Genomic DNA, 25407 nt, shown 5'->3' with positions numbered 1-25407 from the left:
TGCTAATTTAAGGTTTTCTAATACACAAAAGTTGTGTTAAGGATAGAAGCGGCATCCTTTTTTAAGGCACGAGAAAAAGATATAGCGGATAGCCTGACTTTTGCTTTTCTGCAAAAGTAACACCATAAAAAAACTCCGAATTAAATTTCGGAGTTTTATGTGTTTATTCTTCAACTTGCTTTTCCATAACAAAATCTTCCATAAATTTTGTGGTATAGTTACCAGCTAAATAATCTGGATGATCCATAAGTTGTCTATGGAACGGAATGGTTGTTTTTATACCCTCAATAACGAACTCATCTAACGCGCGCTTCATTTTATTAATAGCTTCTTCTCTGGTTTGCGCCGTGGTGATTAACTTAGCAATCATAGAGTCATAATTTGGAGGAATAGCATACCCAGCATATACATGTGTATCTAAACGTACACCGTGGCCTCCTGGAGCATGTAAGGTGGTAATAACGCCTGGTGATGGTCTGAACCCATTAAAAGGATCTTCTGCATTAATTCTACATTCTATAGAGTGTAATTTTGGTGTGTAATTTTTACCCGAAATTGGCACGCCAGCAGCCACAAGAATTTGCTCTCTAATCAAATCGAAATCGATAACTTGCTCAGTAATTGGGTGCTCTACCTGAATACGTGTATTCATTTCCATAAAGTAGAAGTTTCTGTGTTTATCAACTAAAAACTCAATAGTTCCCGCACCTTCATACTTAATATACTCGGCAGCTTTTACAGCAGCTTCACCCATTTTTTTTCGTAAGGCATTCGTCATAAACGGCGATGGTACCTCTTCAGTAAGCTTTTGATGACGACGTTGCACAGAACAATCACGCTCTGATAGGTGACAAGCTTTTCCTGTAGAATCCCCTACAATTTGAATTTCAATATGTCTAGGTTCTTCAATAAGTTTCTCCATATACATATCGTCATTACCAAAAGCAGCTTTTGATTCTGTTCTAGCTGATTCCCAAGCGGCTTGCAAATCTTCTGGTTTCCAAACGGCACGCATACCTTTTCCTCCTCCACCAGCAGACGCTTTTAGCATCACAGGATAGCCTGTTTCTTCAGCTATCTTTTTACAGGCTTCAAAATCTTCTATCACACCGTCACTTCCAGGCACACATGGTACGCCAGCCGCTTTCATAGTTGCTTTAGCATTGGCTTTATCTCCCATTCTATCAATCATTTCAGGAGATGCCCCGATAAATTTTATACCGTGCTCTTCACAGATTTTAGAAAATTTGGCGTTTTCAGATAAAAATCCGTATCCAGGATGGATGGCATCTGCATTGGTAATTTCGGCAGCAGATATAATATTCGACATTTTTAAATAAGACTCACTACTTGGAGCTGGCCCTATACAAACGGCTTCATCAGCAAATTTAACATGTAAACTTTCTGCGTCAACTGTAGAGTATACAGCTACCGTTTTTATGCCCATTTCTTTACAGGTTCTAATAACACGTAAGGCTATTTCCCCTCTATTGGCTATTAATATTTTTTTAAACATCTTTAGTGGTTTAGATTAAAATGACAATTGGATTATTCATGTAATTAGAACGGTTACACTCTAATGGTTGATAAATCTAATAATCTAAAAATTAAGATGGGTCAACTAAGAATAGTGGCTGATCAAATTCAACAGGAGATGAATCATCAACTAAAATCTTAACAATTTTTCCAGAAACTTCAGATTCTATTTCATTAAAAAGCTTCATGGCTTCAATAATACAAAGCACATCTCCTTCAGCAATGGTTTGACCAACCTCAACAAATAATGGTTTATCTGGTGATGGTTTTCTGTAGAATGTACCTATTATAGGCGATTTGATGGTAATGTATTTTGAATCGTCAGAAGTCGCTGGGGCAGCAGGCGCAGGTGCCGCTGCAGGAACAGGTGCTTCAGCTATAGGTGCTGGCGCAGCAACAGGTTGTGCCATTTGCTGTGTAGGAACTTGATGAACAATGGTTGTTTCAGAATCTGATCCTGTTTTAATGGTGATTTTTACATCATCCATTTCTAATTTAACCTCACTTGCTCCAGATTTGGCAACAAACTTAATTAAGTTTTGAATCTCTTTTAAATCCATAATTTTATTACTAATTAATTAGTTAGTGGTTAGTTAAGAATTATAGGCCCATTTTAAATAAATAGCCCCCCAGTTAAATCCACCTCCAAAAGCAGCAAATATAATATTATCTCCTTTTTTTAGTTGGGATTCATAATCATTCAATAATAACGGTAAGGTAGCCGATGTAGTATTCCCATATTTGTGAATATTAACCATAACCTTATCTTCTTCTAAATCTATACGTTGTGCCGTAGCATCTATAATACGTTTATTTGCTTGATGCGCCGCAAGCCAATCTACATCATCTTTAGTTAGATTATTTCGTTCTAAGATTTTTACCGTAGCATCAGCCATGTTAAACACTGCATTTTTGAATACGGTTCGGCCTTCTTGAAACGCATAATGACCGCCGTTATCTAAAACATCATGTGTGATGGCATGCGAAGATCCGCCGTAGGTAGCTTGTAAAAAATCTCTACCAGAACCATCACTTCTTAAATACTCATCTTGAAGCCCTAAATTTTCTTCAGTTGGTTCAAAAAGTACGGCACCCGCACCATCACCAAAGATGATACATGTGGCTCTATCTTTATAATTTATGATGGAAGACATTTTATCAGCGCCAATCAATAATACATTTTTATAACGTCCTGATTCTATATAACTGGCAGCAACCGACATACCATATAAAAAACTTGAACATGCCGCATCCATATCAAAAGAAAACGCGTTGGTTGCTCCTATTTTCAAAGCGGTGTATGAAGCCGTAGATGCAGCTTTCATATCTGGTGTAGCTGTGGCCACAATTACCAATTCAATATCTTTAGGGTCTAAACCTTTTTTATTGATTAAATCTTGAGCGGCCTGAATGGCAAGAAAAGATGTTCCTTTTCCTTCATCTTTTAGTATACGACGCTCTTTTATACCTGTTCTTGTGGTAATCCACTCATCGTTTGTATCAACCATCGTTTCAAGAATTTGATTGGTTAATACATATTCTGGCACATAAGCACCGACAGCTGTTATTGCTGCTGAAATTTTACTCATAACTTTAGAGTTAATTTGACCAAAAAATCATTAAAATTTGGACAAAATTGTTCAAAATTTGGCGAAAACTACTAAATTTTGACGTAATAATATGCAAATTACTAGTTTTTGTCCTTCAGAAAAAGTATTTCATAAAAAAAACGCTCATAAATGAGCGTTTTAACTTATGCATGCATAGTTAGTTATGCAACATTTTCTATTTCTTCAGAGTTGTCAATTAATACTTGACCTCTGTAATATAATTTTCCTTCGTGCCAGTGCGCTCTATGATATAAATGAGCCTCACCTGTAGTAGGACAAGTTGCAATCTGTGGCGCAGTTGCTTTATAATGTGTTCTTCTCTTATCTCTTCTTGTTTTAGAGATTTTTCTCTTTGGATGTGCCATTTTATATGTTTATTTATCCGTTAATAATTTCTTTAATGTATCCCAACGAGGATCTGTATCCTCTTCTTTGTTTTTGTTTTCCTCTACTTTTGGACTTAACTCTTCTAATTTTTTAAGTATTTCAGAATCTAACGTTCCATCTTCAACTCCAGGATGCACCCTTTTGGCAGGAACAGCCAATATAGACAACTCATAGATATATTGCTGAATATTAATTTCGTAAGTACCATGTGGCACGATTAAAATATCATCATATTCATCATTATACTCTTCACCAAACTTAACAACCAAATCAAACTCATTTTCTATAGTTTGGTTGTAAGGTTCATTGGTTAAATCGCAATAGACATTAACCCATCCAGAAATTTTAAAATGTAGTTCAAGTAACGTTGTTTTCTTTTCTAAAACAACAGAAACATCAAGACTTACATCGTTAAAATCTTCATACTCAAAATATTCAAAGAACGCTCGTTCAACCTTGTACTCAAAAAGATGTTTGCCTATTTTTAAACCTACAAATGGAATTGTAAACTCTTTCAACACTTTCATTACCACATCTATTTTGAGCCCGCAAATATACAAATTTTTATTTAAGCAACATTAGTTATAAACATTTTTTTGTTTATATCTTCAACTTCCTAGTTTTATTATAGTTAAGCCGTGCTATCGGCGGTCTGTTCTAGCTACTTTTTTTAATGGGTTTGCAGTAAGCTCTTGATAATCACGTCTATTTTTATAAATTTCAATAGCACTAAAAACAGCTTCCTTAAATGAGTTTTCATCCGCTTTACCCGTACCTGCAATCTCATAAGCAGTACCGTGGTCTGGTGAGGTTCTCACCTTACTCAAACCAGCCGTAAAATTAACGCCCTGCCCAAAGGATAAGGTTTTAAAAGGAATCAATCCTTGATCGTGATAAGTCGCAATTATGGCATCAAAGTTTTTATAGTTGTTTGAGCCAAAAAAACTATCGGCTGCATAAGGCCCATAAACGAGCTTGCCTTCTTCTTTTATCTCTCTAAGCGTTGGTCGCAATATATCATCATCCTCTTTTCCAATAACACCATTATCTCCTGTATGTGGATTAATACCCAAGACGGCAATTTTTGGTTTCTGAATTTTAAAATCCTTAACAAGTGATGCATAAACCGTATTAATTTTTTGTTTAATCAACTCTGGTGTAATATGATTTGAAATTTCACTCACAGGAACGTGATCCGTAAGCAAACCCACCCTCAAATTACTGGTAATCATAAACATAAGACTTTCACCTTCTAACTCCTTAGCTAAATAATCGGTATGCCCCGGAAACTTAAATTGTTTAGATTGGATGTTGAACTTATTGATTGGAGCGGTAACTAAAGCATCAATTTCATTATTCTTTAATGCCTTTGTAGCTGCTTGCAACGATTTAAAAGCATACTCACCAATTTTAGTGTCTTCTTTTCCAAATTCTATTTTAACCTGCTCATTCCAACAATTAAATATATTCACTTTACCATGCACTACTTGATTCAAATTATTTATACTTTGAAAGGTAACCTGATAATTAAAATGTGATTTAAAAAAGGCTATGGTTTTTGTTGACGCAAAAATAACAGGCGTACAAAAGTCTAACATTCTTGAATCTTCAAATGTTTTTAAAACAATTTCTGCTCCAATACCGTTTAAATCTCCTATTGATATTCCTATACGTATATTTTCTTCTGGCTTCATTAAAAATGACAACTTTTGTTTGTAATTTTGATGTTGCAAATTTAACCAAATAAACAGAGAATAGCATGTTTACCGGAATTATTGAAAATCTTGGCGTTGTAACAAATTTAAAATCGGAATTAGATAATCTTCATATTACTGTAAAAAGTAAGATTACCTCTGAATTGAAGATAGATCAAAGTGTAGCTCATAATGGGGTTTGCCTAACCGTTGTTAACATAAATAATGATGAATATACCGTTACAGCGATTAAAGAAACCCTTGATAAAACCAACTTAAATACTCTAAACGTGAATGACCCTGTTAATTTAGAGCGCGCTATGAAACTTGGAGATCGACTGGATGGCCATATAGTACAAGGCCATGTAGACCAAACGGCTATTTGCACCCATATAAAGGAAGACAACGGAAGCTGGGTGTTTACGTTTCAGTATGACTCTGACTTAAATAATATCACTATAGAAAAAGGATCTATCACCGTAAATGGCACTAGTTTAACTGTAGTTAACTCAAAAAAAGACAGTTTTAGCGTAGCCATTATACCCTTTACTTATGAGCATACCAATTTTAAGACGTTTAAAAAAGGAACCATGGTCAATTTAGAATTTGATGTTTTAGGAAAATATGTTTCTCGGTTAATGGCAATTCAAGCAGAATAGAGAAGACCTATTTTTTTCTTGAAATAATACTTTTAGCACCATAGATTAAAGCCATAGCAATACTACAAAAAATACCACCGTCAATAGGGAAACCTGGAGCGGGTGGAGGACTAGGCGGTGGCAAACCTTGAGAAAAGCACAGGGAGCCAACCAACACAAACAAGACTGAGGCAAATATTCTTTTGTTTTGTTTCTTCATTTATAACAAATGTATAAAAAAAACAAAGTAATAAAAATTAAAAAGCACGCATTTAGTTAAATTTTTATCGATTAAAAACAAAAAAACATCGATTAAAAGCAATTTATATTCCTTTACACTCTTAATTTTTTACATTTTGAATAGACTGACCACCACAAATTCATATAAAGCTAATAACTTACATCGGATTGATTTGAATATTAAATATTTAACCAATATCTGGTACTTTTTAAAGTGCCTGTTTTTTTTAGTATACTTTTATCTAACATATCTTTTAAATCACGGGTTGCCGTTGATGCAGAAGTCTTTGCTATTCGTGTATAGTTTTCAGAACTTAAACCTCCTATAAAACCTTGAGGGCCGGCATCGAAAAGTCGTTTTACAACTTTTAGCTGACGTTCATTCATTGAAATTGAAAAGCGATCAAAAAACTTCGCTTTATCAATAATAAAATCGATTAACTTTAATGTTTCTTCCTGTGCATCTAGTATTGTTTGTCCGAAATAAACTAGCCAATCAGTAATCTCACAAGTTTTATTATTATCTGCTAAAGCATCATAATATGTATTTTTACTAGCCTCTATAGTTTTAGATAAAGAAATTAATGCAGCTTCACCGATGCTTAAAGAAATGGATTTTTCAGCTAATGCTCGTGCAATTCTTCCGTTTCCATCTTCAAAAGGATGAATACTTACAAAATAAAGATGAGCTATGCCAGCTTTAGCAAGAGGCAAGATCTCATTTCCACTTTCATAATGGCTCGTATTAAACCAATTTACAAAGCCATCCATTTCCTGTTTCATTTCACTTGACGGTGGCGCTTCAAAATGCACAATATGTTTATCTAATCGCCCAGAAACAACTTGCATAGGATCTGCATGTGTTCGATATCTACCTACATCTATTAAGTCTCGCCTTCCATTCGTTAGCATTTTATGCCAATCATACATTTTTTGATGCGTAAGCGGCTCATTGAAATTTTGATATAAATCTACCATCATTTCAGAAACGCCAAACTCGGCAGGTTTTATATTTCTTTTTTCTACACTTAGTCCGAGATTCTTTTTAATAGATGATTGAATACTATCTCTATCAAGGTACTCCCCTTCAATTTCTGATGTTTTTAAAGCTTCGTTCGATAAGACTTCAATAAGGAATTGTTCCTTTTCTTCGGTATTAACATGTTTAATAGCTCCTAAAACTGTTCCAATATTTTTAGAGAATTGTAATTCTAAAGCTTTTAATTTAGTTTCGTCATAAGTGAAGTTAGGCCATTCGTCAGATTGCCAATTCCATATTTTTCGCATCATGAGCTATAAAAAGTTAGTTTATAGCTCAAATATAACAAAATTATGAGCTATATTTTAAATGTATTTAGCTCATATAGAAATTAGAGAGTAAATGATTGAGATTAGAATTCAAGACAAATTGTTGCAAAATTCACTTGATTTAAGCATATTTAAACTTCTAAATATTGACATTCAATTACTTAAAAAACACCTAACCTATGTTGTCTACTTAAAAACAAAAAGCCTCATAAACTAAACGTTTACAAGGCTTTACGATTTCAATTTGTGGTCCCACCTGTTCTACTATTTAGTATAGCTATAAAGAGTTATATGCAGTATAATGGAGTTTTAACCCTTCTCATTTTTAAATGAAATAGCTGTGTAGAGTGTTATAGATGTATAAAGGTTTGAGCATCAAATCGAAATTTAAAGCTATGCTACTTACAACTGCTCAGTATACAAACAAATAATAAAAAGGAAATGGGGTATGTGAATAACATTTATTTTTTTAATACGGAATATTTTAACTTTCTATCTATTATTTAACCTGTAAGAGTTTTATATCATTATATTTGATTTGTCGAAACATAATCCTTGAATGAAAAAGACTATAATCTACTTTTCCATAATATTATTGACTTTTTCATCTTGCCAAAAAGATGAAAATTTACCCCCAAACAATAACAATGTTTACATAACAACCTTAGATTATAAATTACTTGATGGAGGAGGCGTTAGTTTAACGGGAAAAATTGGTAATGTAGAATTACCCATTGATTATGGATTTATAATTTCTACAATTGAAAATGACACATACAATAGTAATTCTCAAGCAAAATTTCTAACAGGTATACACAATGGTGATTTCACACTTGACTTCAAAAGTAATTTAAGAGAAGGCATAACATATTATTACAATACCATTACTTTTAAAAATGGGGAATATGTCTATGGAAATGAAAAATCATTTATTTCGAATGGAAGCGCCAATCCGCAAATTGAATCAGTAGAACCAAACAAAGCTCATTTGGGAGATACCATTACCATTAATGGGAAGAATTTCTCAAAATCGCCTCAGGTTTTTTTTAATACATGGTCATCTGAAGCATTAATTGGAAATGATACTTTAATAAAATGTATAGTAATTAACAAGCCTGAACACAATGTAGAAAAGCTACCTTTTGTAGAACTGAAAGTAAGAAGTTTTACTAGTAATGAAACAATCTACGATGAATTTGCACTGCACACTCCAGTAGTTGATTCAATAAGACCTTATGAGGCCTTTCCTGGAGACACAATAACTATTTATGGAAATCATTTTAATAGAAAGAGTCATGGTAATCGATTAATCATATCTCAAAATACAGGAACTTCTGCTTACCCTGAAGTTATAAAGGCTAGTCAAAAGGAACTTCAGTTTGTTATAAGAAGAATAAGTACATATGAACCTTCAATAACTATTGAAAGCCAATCTCAAACTATTATAGCAAAGAAAAAGTTCAAGCACATATTGCCTACTATATCAAGTATTTCAAAAAACACAGTAAAATATGGTGAAAAATTAGTTGTTTATGGATCAAATTTTCCCAACAAAAATAGCTATACAAACGATACTTTGAGATATAAATTAGGCTCAAAACAGATGTCTTTTTTCGAAAATTATAGAGATAGTTTAGTAATTGACATGAATAGCTCATTCGATTATGAGGGTTTTATTATAAATGGTCTATCAATTAATTTCTTTGGAAATGATATTAAATTAGATGAAAAAATCACACTAGATGAAAATTATGTGCGTGCTTCATTTAACACTGACAATATCATCGGATATGGAACTATTAACGAAGACTTATACGCAGTTGCTTATCCTTATTCCTTTAATGATAAGTATTTAATTAAATTTAATAAGGAGGTAAACAATTTTGAGAAATTATACCCTAACGATTACTTATCGAAAGCTCCAAAAGGTTTTAATTTCTCATTTCATGGTACAAAATTTTATTCATTCAATAATAATACTGGAACACTAAAGTTTTACAGTTATGATATTTTTACTAATCAGGAGAATGAACTTGAACCTTTTCCTGGAGAACAAAGGTTTAATCCCTTTATGGCTGTTGTTGGTGATTATATTTATTATGGTCTTGGAGATACTACTATTGATGGAATTAATGATATTTGGAGATACTCAATAAACACTAACCAATGGGAGTTTGTTTTAAATCTTCCTGAAATTGAAACTTTTGATAAAGCAAAGGTAAGGCCTTTAAGTTTTTCAATTGACTCTAAGCTTTATATAGGAGGTGGACAAAACGATTTCAAACCACAATTATTAGACTTTTGGGAAATTGATACAAACACAAATTTAGCTGCAAAAAAAGCTGATTTACCTATCACTATCTCTCAAAGGATTGAAGGAATCAATATTGATGGTAAAGGGCATTTTGATTATGGAGGATCAACATATATATATGATCCGTCTACAAATAGCTGGTCTATAAAACCTACTGGTATAAACTTTAACGGATTCAATAAGCATTTCCTTGAAACCGAAAATTTTGTTTTTAGTAAAGAAGGTAATTATATTATAAAAATTAAAAAATCGCATTTTAATTAATAATGAAAACATATCTAATCAAATACAACATTTATTTATTTTTGATTATTATCTTGAGTTGTGACAGCTCTTCTACAGAAAACATTTTCCCTTCTGTAGTCGTTACAAATAGCGAATCTCTTTCTCAAGGAGGTGTTACGTTAACAGCCGATTTTCAAAATTTTTCTGAGGGGGATATCTTGGGCTTTTATGTCGACTCAAAAGAATACTTAATACCTAACCCGAAAGAAGGTCAAAATACTGTTCAAATATTATCTGGTCTGTATCAAGATAAAAAATATTCTTTTTATGCTTTTATTAAGACCAGTGAGGGAGGTTTTTTTGCTAGCCGTACTCAAGAATTTTATGCTTTATCAGGTAGTTTTATTCCAAAAATAAATACAATAACACCAGCAATCGGTTATATAGGGGATTTAATAGAGATTAATTTTTCGGAAAAGATAATTGGAGTAAAAAAAGAAGATTTTAACATCAAGCTTCACACAAAAGATGCTGAAATAATTGACGTCATTGATGATCAAACTATAGTATGTAGGGTTCCAAAATTTTTGTCAAGGCATGAATATTATAGATACACATGGGCAAAAATGTCAATTACCTATTTAGAAAAAGTTGTTCCTTGTAACTATGAATTCAACATCAAAGCACCAATTATAGATTCGGTAAGCCCCAAATTAATTGATTGGGGAGACGAAATAATCATTAAGGGAGATTTTTATAAAGAAGGATACCCTCCTGATTTTTTGACCGTAAATATAAATGATATTCCTGCAACAAAAATCACAAAAATTTCTCCAAATGAAGTAAGCCTTGAAGTAAGCATTCATATGTTCGTAAATAATCCGAAAATTCTTTTAGCAAGTAACGGTCGTGGTGTTTTTGAAACCAATACTTTTAGATATTATCCTCCTGAAATTATATCTTTTCAGCAAGGAGGAATTGGGGATGAAATCGAAATAATTGGCAAATATTTTTGGCCAGCTTCATATGTAAATGAAGTTTATTTTGACGATTACAAAGCTGAAATTATTACTGGAGAATCAACAAAACTCGTGGTAAAAATACCTGAAGGCATCTATATTGACAATAAGGCTCTATTAAAAGTACGCACTACAGATGAATTAGTTTCAGAAGCTAAAGAATTTAATTTTCAGCTGTAATATTTAAGTTTTAATCTAACTATATAATAGATTAGTTTGAGCATATAATTGAGCTCTCAAAAATTCTACAACTATAAACTTAACTATAATAAAAGGTTTCAAAGATTTAAGGTAGTCCATCACAGCCTAAATATTATCTTAAATCACCTGCTCCATTTAATCTAGATTGCAACACAATCATTTACAAATTTAAGTACTTAAATAAAATATTAACTTAGTTGTGAAATTATCTCGTCAAAAACTGTCTCACTAATTTTAGGACCTGATTTTTCAGTTAAATAAAATGATTTGAATTTCAAGAAATTATCATTCAAAAGATACTCCTTAAATATCTTCGCGTCGAAAAGTAAATTAAAATCAATACAAAAATATCCCATTGCTGTATCAGTAGAATCATAAACAAAATCAAATAATTTTATTTTACTCGTAATTGCAGTACAAATCCATATATACTTTGGATAATTTTTAATAATCATGTTTTTCTTAACTACATTATTCAAATCTGGATTTTCAAGAATTTCATTTTTATACTTGCTACTGTCAATTAAATATATATCCCACTCTATTTCCGCTTTAAACAAAGAAGAATTATAAAGAATCGCATCAATTGGATAGGGCGGACAAACTGAGCCACGCGCGGCGGGTCAAACTGAGCATAGTAAACTAAGTGCTCAAAATCGATTCATTTGTGGTTAAATTTAGTGTTATTTTTTTAATTTTTTACGCATAGACTCGCCTTTAATATCGATACGGTGAGCTGTGTGAACAAGCCGATCCAAAATAGCGTCAGCAATAGTTTGTTCTCCTATCATTTTATGCCAGGCTTCCACAGGTAATTGAGAAGCAATAATAGTACTGCGTTTACCATGGCGATCTTCAATAATTTCCATTAAAGCATGTCGATTAATATTATCCAAAGCTTTAAGTCCAAAGTCATCTAAGATTAATAAATCTTGTTTTTCCAGTTTACTAATCATCTTTAAATAAGAGCCATCAGCTTTAGCTGTTTTTAGTAAGGTAAAAAGCTTATTAGCATTGTAGTAAACCACCTTATACCCAAGAGAACAAGCTTGATGGCCTATAGCTGAGGCCATATAACTTTTTCCAGCCCCAGTACTACCTGTTATGAGGATATTTTGGTTATTCTTAATAAAATCACAGCTCGCAAAACGCTGAATCTGGTTCTTATCAAGTGCTCTTGAAGGATCGTAATCTATAGCTTCTATAACTGCATTATACCTAAAATGTGCTGACTTTGTCAAGCGGTCTATTTTACGATTTTGACGATCATCCCATTCGGATTGGGTAAGATATGCTATGAGTTCATCACTAGTGTAATTGATACTCTCAGGTGCTAAACTACTTTCAAAAGCTCTGTGCATACCAAAGAGCCTTAGTTGCTTCATTTGTTCTAATGTTTTTGTATTCATAATCTAATTTATTTGTAATAATGACTGCCTCTGATGTTCTTATGATTAGGGATATCTATAGACGCTTCTGTATCTTCTTCATCGAGTTCATCCCATCCGTTTTTCAGGATTCTATCTATCATATTATAATTGTAGGAGTTATAGTCTAACGCCCGTTTACAGGCGTTGTCCAACCGTTGTTTTCCTACTTTTTTAGCCAGATGAAGGATGCCTAAACAGGACTTGTAAGATTGCTCCGGATGTTGTTTTTATCTAAAATTTCAACAATCATGGTGTGGCAATGCACACCTATTTGACTGGCCCAGTCGATAAATTTTTCACTACTCCATTCACTAACAAACCTATGATGTGAAGGCATGTGTTCCTTTATGGTGGTATAGCCATATTTCTGGCGCTCTCTGGCATGGAAGGTTAAGAGTTCATTCTGGTGGTAAATCTCTATAACACTTTCCGAGTATATAACCTTAACACGCTTGCCTATATGTTCGTAGGGCACGCTGTAATAATGCTTGTCTTTACTGAAGTATATATGACTGTTTTTATGAACGGTAGCTCTGGACTGTCTCTTGATTTCATAGCGTTTTTCAGGTAATGGTTTTAAAGCCTGTTTCTCTATTTCTTCGAATAGAGAATATCTGGAGTACTCGCGCCCTCTAAAAGACATGGCATTGTGCTTTTTAAGCTGTTCTAATATAGCTTTATTGAGCTCTGCTATACTGTGGAAGGTTTGATTGCGAAGTGGAGCAAATACACGTGTGTATATGATGCGAACCGCATTTTCTACAATGGCCTTATCACGAGGTCTGTATGCTCTTGTGGGGAGCACTGCGGTTTCATAATACTCTGCAAAATCAGCAAAATCGGCGTTAACTCTGGGCTCGTAGCGACTACTTTTACTAACGGCTGCCCGAAGATTGTCGGGAACCAAGGCCTGAGGCACTCCTCCATAGAACCAAAGAGCATTTTCAACACAAGCCATAAAGTCTTCTTTCTTCTGGCTCTCACAGGCTTCTACGTAAGTATACTGACTACTGCCCAAAACACAAACAAAAACTTCTAAGTCCTGGATCTCACCGGTATGCTTGTCTACAATGGAGAGTTTCTTTCCTGTAAAATCTATAAATAATTTATCACCGGCTTTATGGGTAAAATGCATCACTGGAGACACTTCCTTAGTCCACTCGCGATACCAATACCTAAACTGGGATAGTTTATAGCCATTAGGATGTTTCGTGTAATACTCCTGCCATAAAAGTTCTTTCGTGACACCGGTTTTACGAAGTTCCTTATCAAAATAAGGGAAGTACTTTTCTAATATAACAAGTTGTTCTGGTTTGGGTTTTTGGTCGGATTTAAAAAGCCTGTCCAACTCTTCTAAGGTCATAGCTGAGACTTCATAGCCTGTAAGCTGATAACGATTGAAGAAATCGATGTACTTAACAATGGTATTGCGTGAGATACCTAACTGAAGGCTTATTTTTCGTTTGCTAACACCTTCTGAATAAAGCTTAAATATCTGTTTTACTTTTCGCATATCTATTTGTTTATTGGCCATGATCTTTTTGATTATAAGATCGGTAATGCCGTACAAATAGAATCGATTTTTTAGTGGCTCACTTTCGTCCGCTGCAGGTGGCTCAGTTTCATCCGCCGCGCTATGCTCACTTTAATCCGCTGTGGGTGGCTCAATATAGCCGTTTTTTGCAGATATCTCCGTTATTTTATATTTCATTCTATTTAATCTGTCCGTTATGTGGGACTACACAAAATTTATCACTCTTCAAATATAGAAATATATACTATTGCCGAAAACGGAAACCTTGGAAAGCTTATTAGACAAAAGTATTTAACTATATGTAGAGCAAACCAACTAGTCAAATTTTATTATCACAAATTCACGAAATTTTATTTTTATGATAAGACATCAATATCTGTGAAGTCAATGACAGTAAGTGTTTCGAGACGGGTTTGAGCATATACTTTAGCTCAACAAAAAAAGCCTTGATTATCAAAAGATTAATCAAGGCTTTACAAGGATTTAAAGTGGTCCCACCTGAACCACTTGAATTTTTATTTTATTTTACTCTATTTTATTGAATTTTAGTTCGTTAACCCCTATAAACACCGTGTTTTACAGTTAAGCGAAAATAGGTGAAATTAAACGAAATTAAAAAAATTCGTCCCCTGATTCGTCCCCCAGAAACATAATTTATCTTACATTTGAAGCATGGGAAAAGCAAAATTTATACTCAAAGAACCTACTTCCAAAACGGATACACTAATCTACTTAATTTTTAGATATCAATATCAAAGATTCAAGTATTCAACTGGCGAAAAAATAAATCCAAAATTCTGGAATACCACCTCACAAAGAGTAAAGACTACAAAACAATTTACTGAACATCCCGAATTTAATGCTAGATTAGATAAAATTCAAAATGGCATAAATAACGCTTTTAGAAAATTATTAAATGATGGCATTCAACCAAACAACACTAACTTAAAAGAAGCTTTAGAAATTGAACTATCAGATAATATCGTAAAGCCTAAAAAATTATCTCTTTTTAAATTCATTGAAGATTACATAGAAGAAAGCAAACTCAATAAATCTAATGGAACTATTAAGGTTTATAACACCACATTTACGTACTTAAAAGATTATGCTAAAAAGTATAAACCAATAGACTTTGAATCTATTACATTGGAGTTCTATAACAATTATTTAGGTTTTCTAAAAAAACATAATCTATCTAATAATACAGTAGGTAAACACATAAAAACTATCAAATCTTTTATGAATGAAGCTACCGAAAGAGGTCATAATACAAATCTAGAATTTAGAAACAAACGTTTCAAAACAATTAGAGAAGAATCAGACAGCGTTTATTTAAGTGTTGACGAATTAAAGAAGGTTGAAAAGCTAGATTTAAAAGCTAGTCCGAGATTAGAAAAAGTTAGAGATTTATTTTTAATAGGTTGTTATACTGGTTTAAGATTTTCAGACTTCACCCAAATAAACCCCGAAAACATAGTTTCCAACAATACTGTTATTGAAATAAGAACTAAAAAAACAGGGCAAAGAGTGTCTATTCCATTGCATAAAACTGTAAGGACTATTCTTAAAAAATATAAAAATAAACTGCCTAAAGCCTATACTAACCAAACCATGAATGACTATCTAAAGGATGTCATAAGTTTAGCAGGAATTAAAGAAAAGATTGAAACTACAATTACTAAAGGCGGTAAAGTTGTAAAAAAGCCTATTTCAAAACATAAATTAGTATCTACCCATACCGCTAGACGAAGCTTTGCTACTAATCTATATTTAGCAGAAGTCCCAACAATTTCAATTATGAAAATAACAGGACATCAGACAGAACGTTCATTTTTACAGTATATTCGCGTTTCTCAAAAAGAAAATGCCGATAAATTATTAACGCACCCATTTTTCAACTAATGAACATAAAATCTTTTGAAGAGTTCAAAGCTGAATTTGAAACTGAACTCAATCAAATACCTCAAACCCACAAAAAGAACCTTATCGAAAATGAAATTAAAGAAGTTGAGAACTACATAAGGCATGAACAAACAAAAAACATTCACGGTAATTTTTTTAAAAACAATAGTCTTATTAACACGTCAAACGCCTTTTCTGTTTTCAAACTAAGTATCTCTCCATTAGCCAGAAAGGGATTCTCCGATGCATTTAATAATTATATTTTAAGAGGAATAATCAATGAGGAAACAGAGTGTTATAGTCAAGCCTTCCACTTTGGAAAATACTATCTATGGCTAAATGAGTTTAGAGATCAATTAAATAAAAAGCCTACTCCAAAAAAACCTCAACTATCACATAAGCAAAAAATTCTAGCCTTACACTACTATGGAGTTAATCTAAACAAATACGACAATGTAAAAACGGCTAAATTATTATCTCAAATTTTAGGTGTTGGAGAAGAAAACACAAGAAAATACCTGTCCTATGTAGCAGCAGGTAAAAATGATGTGAGAACAAAACAAAATTTAGAAAAAGTGGCTCAACTATTTGAAAACATAGATGATACAGAAGTTTCAAATAAAATAAAATCAGATTTAGATAAATAAAATTAAGGTTGTGGTTACCACATTACTTACCATACGGTAACCTCTATTTCATATTTGCACCATAATTAAAAACAATTAATCATGGGAAAAATTGAAATAAACAATTTCACTATCGCTGACTTAGAACAAGCGATTAAAAATGTTCTAAATGAAAACATCTTCAACAATGTTTTAGATAACATTAGACAAGAAGAATCTTTAAACATGTATTCTAGAGAAGCAACCGCAGATATGCTTTGTGTTTCTCTGCCTACTTTGAATGAATGGACTAAACAAGGAATAATCCGTGCGTTTAGAATTGGAGGTCGTGTTCTTTACAAACTAGAGGATATAAATAACTCATTAAAAGAGGTTAAAACTTCAATAAAGAGAGGAGGTAAATCATGTTAAAAAAGAAAAATGATTACTCCGTTATCGTGTTCTTAGAAAACGAGAAGAAACCTAAAAAATGGACTTATGTTCATAAGCTAAATGGGTTCTCTTTATTCCTCTCAAAAAAATACCCTAACTGGTTATATATGAATGTTTACAACCGTAGAGAGGGAACATTTATCCGACAATACAAAAAGGGAGAGTTCATTCCAGCTTTCACTGAATAGTTTCTCTTTTTTTTTAACCTTTAAAACAACGTAGTAACCTTTATAAAAACCTTTAATAAATAACCTTTTAATGGTATTTATTAATATACAACGATTCAGATTATGATTGTCAAGAATACATACGGTACAAGTGTTGCATTTTCAACAAGAAGATACGGTAAAGCACCAAAATATGAGTTTACAGGTTCAGCATTACAACGTAAAAAGCAAGAGCCAAAACAAAATACAAAAGCAAAAAAAAAGGAGAGTAAGGGCAAGGAGAAAAAGGAACGCTCCTTGTCCAGGCGTTCGAAACAAAAAATTCGTAAAAAGATTACCTGCTTTGCTAGATGTTATAAAAGATTAAGCTTTGTAACACTTACATTTTTAAACAAAGTTACAGACGAACAAGCCGTTAATTTATTACGAAAATTTGTAGACAATGCTAAAAAACGTAGTGAGGATTTCCAATATGTTTGGGTGGCTGAAAGGCAAACTAAGAATGACGAATTTAAGGGGAACGTTCATTTTCATATTATAACGAATAAATACTGGAAAATTGAAAAATGGTGGAATTATTGGATTAATCTTCAAATAAAGAATGGTGTTACCCCAAGAGAAAAAGACTTTAAACCTTCCTCTGCTTTCGATGTTAAACAATTAAACTCAAATAATATTAGAGCTATAGCTTCTTATGTGACAAAGTATGTGACAAAAAATAAAGCAAAGTTTAAATGTCAAGTTTGGAACTGTTCTAAAAGAGTTTCTGAATTATATACAGACTTTTATAGCACAACAGAGTTTACAGACCAATTTAAACGGTTAAATGCTGTTCTAAAAGAGTTAAATAATACTGACAGAGAAAGTCCTGTAATCAACGTTAAAATGATTGATTTGAACAGGAAAACGTTGCCTCTTTACAAAAGGCTGGATGATAAAAACAACCGAGTCCTAAAACCTAATTAAGAATGTGTTTATTGGACTCCCAAAATTCATTCAAAGAAATTTTCAAATTCTCTACTTCCAAAATAGTTTCAGGCTTCCAATTCTCTTTGGGAGTCTTAACAATTGTACTAATCAACCTCTTTAATTGCGAAGACTTAACATTGATGAAATAAGATTCAGGTAACTCTGTACCATTTTTCCATTTTTCCCAATTCTGTTTTCTTCCAAAATTATTCATGATTGTAAAATCATTTAATTTGAATGCCTCAATAATTTCATCCTCATTGAACTTAAGTTTCTTGTCAAACTTATTTCTTGCGATTTTATTTATCTGAAATTCGACACCCCCAATTACAGTTTGAAAACTCCTTCTTTTAACACCCTTATCCAAAAATTCATCTATAAACCTAGATAAAAATATTACTTTATTATTCATAAATGTTATGTTTAGCTTTACATAATATAGGTTGGGAATACTTTTTAATGAGTATTTGGAAAGAATAATCTTGCCTTATAATAAATGAATTGATGAAAAAAATTATAATAATTCGAAATTGTTTCTGAATACAAAACTTAAGCTGCTCTTCTTTTGATTTTTAAGAAAAACTCCTCCAATTCAGGGCGAATACCATCAATACTTAACTTTCTTATTGGTAAGTCAGTGAAAAATGTTGATGACAATAACTCTGACGGCGCTATTCTTTTGATTTCATTTTGAGCAAATAAATCCGCAATTGAAAGGCCATACGCCTTAGCATAAATGGGTAAATATTTATTCATAAAGTCCTTAACCCATTGGTCAGCATCATAAATAGATGAAATATTCCAATCATCTAACTTAAGATACTCATCGTTATTATGTATAAACATTCTTATTACTTTAACACAAAAACCAACACATGTAGTTATATCATAATTGGCATTAACCAAAAAAGATTTATAATCGGAAGAATCATAATAAGAATCATCAAATAAAAACCCGTATTTTGGATGCACTCCAATCTTTTGGAGTTTTTCACAATGTCCCAAAAAAACAACAACCTCTTCATTAGAGATAATATCCAATTTTTTAATATAAAGAGAATTAAGGTCATCAGTTTGGTCATTTAAATTTTCCAACTCAACTGATTTTCCGCCAAAATGAAAATAGAAAATAGCTCCATCATAAGATATAATCAACCCCGAATGCCTACAAACTCCTGAATCATCAACCTCACAGGATATGGCTACAAAGTCTTCTGAAAAATCATATTCCTTTACTGAAATTAGCTCTGATTTATAATTAATTGCTTTCAAAGATTTATTCATTCTAGTATACTTTTCCTATTTTAAGTGTTAATTTATTTTCAACTTCAGCAAGTATCTCTGACAAATCTTCATGGTCTTTGAAACCTTTGGAGATAACAAGTATAGTCCTTAAATAAACTGGTGATGCGTAATTACTTAAAAAAACTCTGATAAATTTTTTAGCGCCCGAATAATTCTGACCATCATAAAAGCCCTCTAGTTTTTCACTAATTAAATGAAAAGGTTCAGTCCCTTTCTTATCTTTTAATTCATTAAAAAACTTTTTAAAATCATAATAATAGTCCTCAGACTTTCCGGCATATATATCACAAAAACTATATTGAATACGACCATTCTTATCTTTCGTCCATGCAGAAATTTTAATCTCATTATATAAGAAAGGGTTAACTTTCCTAGCTTCTTCATGATTGCATTGAATAGTTATTTTTTCATCATTAACTACTAAATGAAAATTTGGTTTAACCCCTCCGTTCTGTTCAAGCCAACCATCTATAAATTTTACACTAAAATCATTTCTATATACTCTCCTAACCCTTCTGTTTCTAAATCGCTTAGTAAATAATGGCTTTAAACTCTCTTTTACTGATGATTCTCTATTATAAACAATATCAAAATCAAATTTATCATCAATAACATCTCTAATAACATTAAGTTCATTCACATATAAATTATCCCTCTCAGGACTATTTTCATGTGCATCCTTGATTTTGTTATAAACAACCTCCATTTGGTTATCAGGACTTAACATTAATGGAACTGCACTTCCTTGTTTAACCCCAATCTTTAGATTTAAATCCGCTTCGTGTTCAACAATTTTAATGAAAGCATCTAGTATCTGTCTTAAGGATTTTGTTTCATCTAAAGACATATTTAACAAGTTTATGTCCTTACCATCAGAATCTTTACTAAGAATTATTTGAATACTTTCCATCTTGGTTTTGTAGAGTAACCAAAAGTATATTTTTTTTCTTACAATAAATAAAATAATAAAAAATAATTCGAAAATTAATTTTGTTTACTGTAAAATCTAACTAATACCAAATCCTAAAATCCGTCCCCCAAGTCGTCCCCTTTAACTAAAAAAGCCTCATAAATTCAACATTTACAAGGCTTTACGGGTTTAAAAAGTGGTCCCACCTGGGCTCGAACCAGGGACTTTCTGATTATGAGTCAGATACTCTAACCAACTGAGTTATAGGACCGAAATTGGAGTGCAATATTACTACTTATTTTATTTCCTAGCAAGAAAAATTACCCCTTTATCTCTTGACACAATTCAATTAAAACGCCGTTGGTTGTTTTTGGATGCAAAAAAGCCACCAACTTATTATCGGCCCCTTGTTTTGGGGTTTCATTAAGAACAGTAAACCCTTCTTTTTTAAGTCGCTCAATTTCAGCATATATATCACTTACATCAAAAGCTATATGATGTATACCTTCCCCTTTCTTTGCAATAAACTTAGCTATTGGGCTATCCATTTTTGTAGCTTCCAAAAGCTCAATTTTATTTTCTCCTATTTTAAAAAAAGACGTATTTACGCCTTCGGTTTCTACGGTTTCAACCTTATAATGTGGCACCCCAAACAGTTTTTCAAACAACGTATTAGCATTTTTTAGGCTTTTTACAGCAATTCCTATATGTTCAATTTTATTCATCAAAGCAATTTATTTTAGTTAACACAGCAAAATAGTTCAAAAACGCTTCATAATTTTCTTAATGACCGTTAAATTAAACCAACAAAAGAGACAATATCTTTAAATATCGTTATTTTTGCCTTATGGAAGAAAGTCAAAGACAAAAAAAAATCGGATCGGTTTTACAGCAAGATTTAGTAGATGTCCTTCAAGGCGCAGCTACACAAGGGGGAATGCGAGGTATTATCATCTCTGTGAGTAAAGTAAAAGTCACTGTAGATTTATCTGTTGCGAAAGTCTACTTAAGCATTTTTCCTAACCATAACGCTAAAGAACTTCTTGAAGGCATAAAATCAAACACCCCATTAATACGGCATGAATTAGCGCAACGTACTAAAAATCAATTACGCCGTATGCCGCAACTGGAATTCTTTATTGATGATTCTTTAGAATATATTGATAGAATAGAAAACTCTCTAAAAGGAAAAGAAAATCCAATTAAAGACCCTTCTATTCTAGACAAAAGGAAAAAATCTTAATTACATCATTGAGCTTCTCTTTTTATATAGCGAAACGATATTTGCGCTCAAAGAGCTCTAATAATGCTATTAACTTTATCACCTATATTGCTCTTATTGGGGTCATTGTTGGAGCAGGATCACTGTTTATTGTACTGTCTGGTTTTGCGGGCTTAAAAGACTTTACTTTAGAATTTACCAATACCGTAGACCCCGACCTAAAAGCTGAAGTGGCTACTGGAAAATCATTTGTCATTTCAGATGATGACATCAACCAACTTTTAGCTTTAAAAGAAGTCGCTTCCTTTTCTAAAATTATTGAAGAACGCACAATCATTACTTCTAATGATAAAAATACTTTAGCAACCATAAAAGGTGTAGATACAAACTTTCAAAAAGTAGTTAGTATTGATTCGGTTTTAGACCACGGAAATTGGCTGGAGCAAAATTCCAATCAAATTGTGGTGGGCTGGGGTATTGCCAACATGCTTTCTTTAGGTGTTCTAGATTTTACAAGAGCCATAAACATCTATGTGCCAAAACCGGGAAAAGGAGCTATCACCTCACCAAAAAATGCTTATAATACCGTAAAAGCACTTAATGTTGGTGTGTTTTTTATAAACGAAACCTTAAACGACACCTACGTTTATGCCTCCATTGATTTAGTAAAGAACTTATTAAATTATGAACCCAATCAAATCTCTGCAATAGAATTTAAACTTTCTGAAGGCGCAGATGAAAACATAGCAAGAACAAAAATCAAAACTATTTTAGGCGATAGGGTTATATTAAAAAACAGAACCCAACTCAATGATGCCCTTTATAAAATGCTTAATACTGAGCATTTAGTGGTTTATTTGATATTTACCCTAGTTCTTATCATTGCTTTTTTTAATGTTATTGGCTCATTAATCATGATGATGCTAGACAAAAAACAAAGTTTAAACACCCTTTTCAACATAGGGGCTACAGTAAAAGATATTAGACGAATTTTCTTTTTTCAAGGCAGTCTTATGAGCGTTGTTGGAGGGATTATTGGCTTAATAATAGCCTACTTTATTGTATTACTACAGCAAGGTTTTGGTTTGGTTATGATTACGCCATCATTGCCATATCCTGTAAAAATTGAGATTGAAAACTTTTTTATCGTATTTGTTACTATTTCTGTTTTAGGTGTTTTGGCATCAAAGATGGCTTCTGTTAGAATTTCAACAAGTTTGGTTCAGGGCGTATAATGATTTGGGCAAGTTGCTATAAACATAGCAAACAGGCTTTCGGTAGTCGCTCTCGTTGAGGAGCTCCAACATATACCTCAATCCTTCTTGCGAAGTTCGATTGATAAATATCTGGTTTACAAAAAAACAATCAACCTTTATTTGTAAATATGTCAATAATCAAATGCAAAAGCGATAGAAGTGTTAGCTTTTGGCGAGCTTCTTTTTGAGCCAAAACTAGTAACGCATAGCGCAGCGACTTGTCATTTTCCCTAAATATTTACACGCTAAACTGATAGCCAGAAAATTTTTCAAGCACCTCATCAAAAGCAGCAAAAACATCTTCAGAATGATCTGAGGTTACCATTTTTGTTCGGTATTCTTTAAAATGTGGAATGCCTTTAAAATAATTGGTATAATGCCTTCGGGTTTCAAAAACACCCAACGTTTCTCCTTTCCAATCTATAGCCATTTGTAAATGACGCCGTGCCGCCTCAACGCGCTCCTCTAAACTTATAGGTGCCAAGTGTTCACCTGTTTGAAAAAAATGTTTTACCTGCTTGAAAAACCACGGATTTCCGATACTCGCTCTCCCTATCATACACCCATCTAACCCAAAGGCATCACGCATTAGCATGGCTTTTTCTGGGGTATCAACATCACCATTTCCAAATACCGGAATATGCATTCTTGGGTTATTTTTAACTTGAGCAATAGGCTTCCAGTCAGCCTCACCCTTATACATTTGAGCACGGGTACGCCCATGAATGGCAATGGCTTTGCAACCCACATCCTGAAGCCTTTCAGCCACTTCAACAATTTTAATAGAATTATGATCCCACCCCAATCTAGTCTTTACCGTGATTGGAATTGTGGTACGCTTTACCATTTCGGCGGTTAAGCTTTCCATTAAACAAACATCTTTTAAAATACCCGCTCCTGCTCCCTTGCTAACTACCTTTTTTACTGGGCAGCCAAAATTTATGTCAATAATATCTGGTTTTGATGCCGAAACAATATCAATGGTTTGCAACATACTATCTAGATTGGATCCAAAAATTTGAATCCCAACAGGACGTTCTTTTTCATAAATATCGAGCTTCATAACGCTTTTTGCGGCGTTACGAATCAATCCTTCACTAGATACAAACTCGGTATATACTACATCTGCACCTTGTTCTTTACAAAGAGCTCTAAAAGGCGGATCACTAACATCTTCCATAGGTGCTAAAAGCAACGGAAAATCAGGCAGTTCTATGTTATCTATCTTCACCAAGGGTTCAATTTTTGTGCAAAATTACTGTTTTTTAAAATAACAGGCATTTTTAAGACTAGTAAGCTGATTTTGATTCTATTTTTTAACAATCTTTTTGACTACAGTCGATTCATTTTTAAGTTTCATAGCAGCAAAATACAAACCAGATGGTAACTGAGACATATCGACTGTAGTACTTGTACCAGAAAACACGTTGAGCATTCTAGCATCATAAAGTGTTATTGATACAAGTTGCGAACTATTTATGTGAAGCATATTGTTTACAGGATTAGGAAATAGTTCAACCTCAGTAACCGCTTGTTCTTTAGTTTTTGAAAGCGCCATATCATTAGTTTCAAGTGCTATAAGTTTGGCATTTTCGGTAATTATACTGTAAAAAAATTCTGAGGTCACATAATAGCTGTTTTCATCAACATAGGTAATGGCCTCGGTCTGTTCAAAACCAAGGGAAGACAACAAAGTTTTTGTATTGGTACCTGAAAACACATCGCTACTTGTAAACCCTTCACTAACCCAAATAAACGGTTGTAAAGTTTCAGAGTAACCAATTAAATACAACTTCCCACTAAAGGGGTTATAGGTGCCTCCTGTAATTAAACCGCCACTAGCCAAAGTTGTAGGCAGAGCCGTAAGCTCATAATCGCCTGGTGTTTTTGGTATTACATAAGCCTTTGTTTCGTCGTTAATCCAATTTTTGCTAAACAGCATTAAATTATCGCTATCAAAAGAAACAAGGGCTTCGGCATCCCATTCGGTATTGTTTGCCGTTGTTCCTGTAAAATCCGTTTGATCTAAATAGCTAAATGCAATAATCTCAGCTTGTACTGAATTTGAAGCTGTAAAATCACTTTTACTAACCTTGTATATTTTTAAATCTGTTCTATTACCACTCACATTATTTCCTATGTCGCCAATATAAATATGGTCACTATCGTGGGTGATATCTTCCCAATCAACATTATCAGCATTGGTGATTTCTATGGTTCTTGTTACAGTTGCTGTGTTAACATCAAGCTCATAAAGGGCATTACTGTTTCCCGAATCATTATGCGTTACTAATTTGTCATTTAAATAAATAACACCCGATGATTCATTCAAACTCACCGGGAGATTAAACTGAATAGTTACATCTGGATTTTGGCTTTTGCCTGTGAGCATTCCAAATACAATGAAGCAACAAACTATTAATTTACTCATAAACAAAGGGTTATATCATCAAATGTATAAATAATTATGGATTATAACAGA

Annotated in this window: 25 protein-coding genes and 1 tRNA gene; 9 read left to right on the top strand and 17 right to left on the bottom strand. The window is 32.9% G+C overall.

The genetic code is table 11. The features are described from left to right. Nucleotides 1–163: 163 nt before the first annotated feature. From accC to pdxA, 6 genes are all read right to left on the bottom strand, one after another. Nucleotides 164–1516, bottom strand: coding sequence for an acetyl-CoA carboxylase biotin carboxylase subunit (gene accC, locus FGF67_RS01035; protein ID WP_139694597.1), 1353 nt, complete (start codon nucleotides 1514–1516; stop codon nucleotides 164–166). A 91-nt stretch (nucleotides 1517–1607) separates the two neighbouring features. Further along, the gene (accB, locus tag FGF67_RS01030; protein ID WP_139694596.1) at nucleotides 1608–2096 is read right to left on the bottom strand and encodes an acetyl-CoA carboxylase biotin carboxyl carrier protein; all 489 of its coding nucleotides are present in this window, start codon (nucleotides 2094–2096) and stop codon (nucleotides 1608–1610) included. A gap of 33 nt (nucleotides 2097–2129) precedes the next feature. Further along, the gene (locus tag FGF67_RS01025; protein ID WP_139694595.1) at nucleotides 2130–3125 is read right to left on the bottom strand and encodes a beta-ketoacyl-ACP synthase III; all 996 of its coding nucleotides are present in this window, start codon (nucleotides 3123–3125) and stop codon (nucleotides 2130–2132) included. 182 nt (nucleotides 3126–3307) lie between these two features. After that, complete coding sequence (gene rpmF / locus FGF67_RS01020; RefSeq protein ID WP_109352001.1) at nucleotides 3308–3511, bottom strand: 50S ribosomal protein L32; 204 nt, start codon at nucleotides 3509–3511, stop codon at nucleotides 3308–3310. A 9-nt stretch (nucleotides 3512–3520) separates the two neighbouring features. After that, complete coding sequence (locus tag FGF67_RS01015; RefSeq protein ID WP_139694594.1) at nucleotides 3521–4060, bottom strand: YceD family protein; 540 nt, start codon at nucleotides 4058–4060, stop codon at nucleotides 3521–3523. Between the two features lie 114 nt (nucleotides 4061–4174). Beyond that, nucleotides 4175–5227: a 4-hydroxythreonine-4-phosphate dehydrogenase PdxA gene (gene pdxA, locus FGF67_RS01010; protein ID WP_139694593.1), complete on the bottom strand. Its 1053-nt coding sequence runs from the start codon at nucleotides 5225–5227 to the stop codon at nucleotides 4175–4177. A gap of 65 nt (nucleotides 5228–5292) precedes the next feature. On the opposite strand from pdxA, the gene FGF67_RS01005 reads away from it, so the two are divergent. Then, nucleotides 5293–5886: a riboflavin synthase gene (locus FGF67_RS01005; protein ID WP_139694592.1), complete on the top strand. Its 594-nt coding sequence runs from the start codon at nucleotides 5293–5295 to the stop codon at nucleotides 5884–5886. 7 nt (nucleotides 5887–5893) lie between these two features. Here FGF67_RS01005 and FGF67_RS01000 read toward each other — a convergent pair whose 3' ends face one another. After that, nucleotides 5894–6085 (bottom strand): hypothetical protein, encoded by a 192-nt coding sequence (locus FGF67_RS01000; RefSeq protein WP_139694591.1) that lies wholly within the window; start codon nucleotides 6083–6085, stop codon nucleotides 5894–5896. A 200-nt stretch (nucleotides 6086–6285) separates the two neighbouring features. Continuing rightward, complete coding sequence (locus tag FGF67_RS00995; protein ID WP_199240632.1) at nucleotides 6286–7395, bottom strand: Fic family protein; 1110 nt, start codon at nucleotides 7393–7395, stop codon at nucleotides 6286–6288. A gap of 577 nt (nucleotides 7396–7972) precedes the next feature. On the opposite strand from FGF67_RS00995, the gene FGF67_RS00990 reads away from it, so the two are divergent. Together FGF67_RS00990 and FGF67_RS00985 are read left to right on the top strand one after the other, a co-directional pair. Continuing rightward, nucleotides 7973–9991 (top strand): IPT/TIG domain-containing protein, encoded by a 2019-nt coding sequence (locus FGF67_RS00990; RefSeq protein WP_139694590.1) that lies wholly within the window; start codon nucleotides 7973–7975, stop codon nucleotides 9989–9991. 2 nt (nucleotides 9992–9993) lie between these two features. Further along, entirely contained in the window at nucleotides 9994–11151 is a 1158-nt protein-coding gene (locus tag FGF67_RS00985) for a hypothetical protein (protein ID WP_139694589.1), read from the top strand. A gap of 704 nt (nucleotides 11152–11855) precedes the next feature. Here FGF67_RS00985 and istB read toward each other — a convergent pair. Continuing rightward, nucleotides 11856–12581 carry an IS21-like element helper ATPase IstB gene (gene istB / locus FGF67_RS00980; RefSeq protein ID WP_139694588.1) on the bottom strand — a complete coding sequence of 242 codons (726 nt, stop codon included), beginning with the start codon at nucleotides 12579–12581 and terminating at the stop codon, nucleotides 11856–11858. A gap of 211 nt (nucleotides 12582–12792) precedes the next feature. Further along, the gene (gene istA / locus FGF67_RS00975; protein ID WP_233243977.1) at nucleotides 12793–14115 is read right to left on the bottom strand and encodes an IS21 family transposase; all 1323 of its coding nucleotides are present in this window, start codon (nucleotides 14113–14115) and stop codon (nucleotides 12793–12795) included. A gap of 693 nt (nucleotides 14116–14808) precedes the next feature. On the opposite strand from istA, the gene FGF67_RS00970 reads away from it, so the two are divergent. The 4 genes from FGF67_RS00970 (at nucleotide 14809) to FGF67_RS00955 (ending at nucleotide 18229) form a co-directional block, all read left to right on the top strand. Next, nucleotides 14809–16038 carry a tyrosine-type recombinase/integrase gene (locus tag FGF67_RS00970; RefSeq protein ID WP_139694587.1) on the top strand — a complete coding sequence of 410 codons (1230 nt, stop codon included), beginning with the start codon at nucleotides 14809–14811 and terminating at the stop codon, nucleotides 16036–16038. Continuing rightward, the gene (locus FGF67_RS00965) at nucleotides 16038–16685 is read left to right on the top strand and encodes a hypothetical protein (protein ID WP_139694586.1); all 648 of its coding nucleotides are present in this window, start codon (nucleotides 16038–16040) and stop codon (nucleotides 16683–16685) included. Before FGF67_RS00970 ends, FGF67_RS00965 begins: the two co-directional genes overlap by 1 nt. Before the next feature lie 81 nt (nucleotides 16686–16766). Further along, nucleotides 16767–17075, top strand: coding sequence for a helix-turn-helix domain-containing protein (locus tag FGF67_RS00960; protein ID WP_139694585.1), 309 nt, complete (start codon nucleotides 16767–16769; stop codon nucleotides 17073–17075). A 311-nt stretch (nucleotides 17076–17386) separates the two neighbouring features. Beyond that, nucleotides 17387–18229 carry a rolling circle replication-associated protein gene (locus FGF67_RS00955; protein WP_139694584.1) on the top strand — a complete coding sequence of 281 codons (843 nt, stop codon included), beginning with the start codon at nucleotides 17387–17389 and terminating at the stop codon, nucleotides 18227–18229. On the opposite strand, the gene FGF67_RS00950 is transcribed toward FGF67_RS00955, so the two are convergent. From FGF67_RS00950 to mce, 5 genes are all read right to left on the bottom strand, one after another. Next, a complete protein-coding gene (locus tag FGF67_RS00950; protein ID WP_139694583.1) occupies nucleotides 18222–18644 on the bottom strand; it encodes a hypothetical protein in 423 nt (140 codons plus the stop codon). The genes FGF67_RS00955 and FGF67_RS00950 overlap by 8 nt on opposite strands. 137 nt (nucleotides 18645–18781) lie before the next feature. Then, the gene (locus FGF67_RS00945) at nucleotides 18782–19516 is read right to left on the bottom strand and encodes a hypothetical protein (protein WP_139694582.1); all 735 of its coding nucleotides are present in this window, start codon (nucleotides 19514–19516) and stop codon (nucleotides 18782–18784) included. A gap of 1 nt (nucleotide 19517) precedes the next feature. Next, nucleotides 19518–20447 carry a hypothetical protein gene (locus tag FGF67_RS00940; protein ID WP_139694581.1) on the bottom strand — a complete coding sequence of 310 codons (930 nt, stop codon included), beginning with the start codon at nucleotides 20445–20447 and terminating at the stop codon, nucleotides 19518–19520. A 197-nt stretch (nucleotides 20448–20644) separates the two neighbouring features. After that, a tRNA-Ile gene (locus FGF67_RS00935) sits at nucleotides 20645–20718 on the bottom strand. A gap of 49 nt (nucleotides 20719–20767) precedes the next feature. After that, nucleotides 20768–21172, bottom strand: a complete 405-nt coding sequence (mce, locus tag FGF67_RS00930) for a methylmalonyl-CoA epimerase (protein ID WP_139694580.1) — start codon at nucleotides 21170–21172, stop codon at nucleotides 20768–20770. Between the two features lie 122 nt (nucleotides 21173–21294). On the opposite strand from mce, the gene rbfA reads away from it, so the two are divergent. Together rbfA and FGF67_RS00920 are read left to right on the top strand one after the other, a co-directional pair. Beyond that, complete coding sequence (gene rbfA, locus FGF67_RS00925) at nucleotides 21295–21690, top strand: 30S ribosome-binding factor RbfA (RefSeq protein WP_139694579.1); 396 nt, start codon at nucleotides 21295–21297, stop codon at nucleotides 21688–21690. Nucleotides 21691–21731: 41 nt separating this feature from the next. Then, nucleotides 21732–22904, top strand: a complete 1173-nt coding sequence (locus FGF67_RS00920; RefSeq protein ID WP_394344285.1) for an ABC transporter permease — start codon at nucleotides 21732–21734, stop codon at nucleotides 22902–22904. A 259-nt stretch (nucleotides 22905–23163) separates the two neighbouring features. Here the strand turns inward: FGF67_RS00920 and dusB are convergent, their stop codons facing one another. Further along, nucleotides 23164–24159: a tRNA dihydrouridine synthase DusB gene (gene dusB, locus FGF67_RS00915; RefSeq protein ID WP_139694577.1), complete on the bottom strand. Its 996-nt coding sequence runs from the start codon at nucleotides 24157–24159 to the stop codon at nucleotides 23164–23166. A 75-nt stretch (nucleotides 24160–24234) separates the two neighbouring features. Continuing rightward, entirely contained in the window at nucleotides 24235–25356 is a 1122-nt protein-coding gene (locus FGF67_RS00910) for a T9SS type A sorting domain-containing protein (protein WP_139694576.1), read from the bottom strand. Between the last annotated feature and the right edge of the window lie 51 nt (nucleotides 25357–25407).

The organism is Allotamlana fucoidanivorans (assembly GCF_006265225.1).
Classification (GTDB): Bacteria; Bacteroidota; Bacteroidia; order Flavobacteriales; family Flavobacteriaceae; genus Allotamlana; species Allotamlana fucoidanivorans.
Note: the sequence above shows the minus strand (reverse complement) of the source record. Positions and strands in the feature narration are given on the sequence as shown.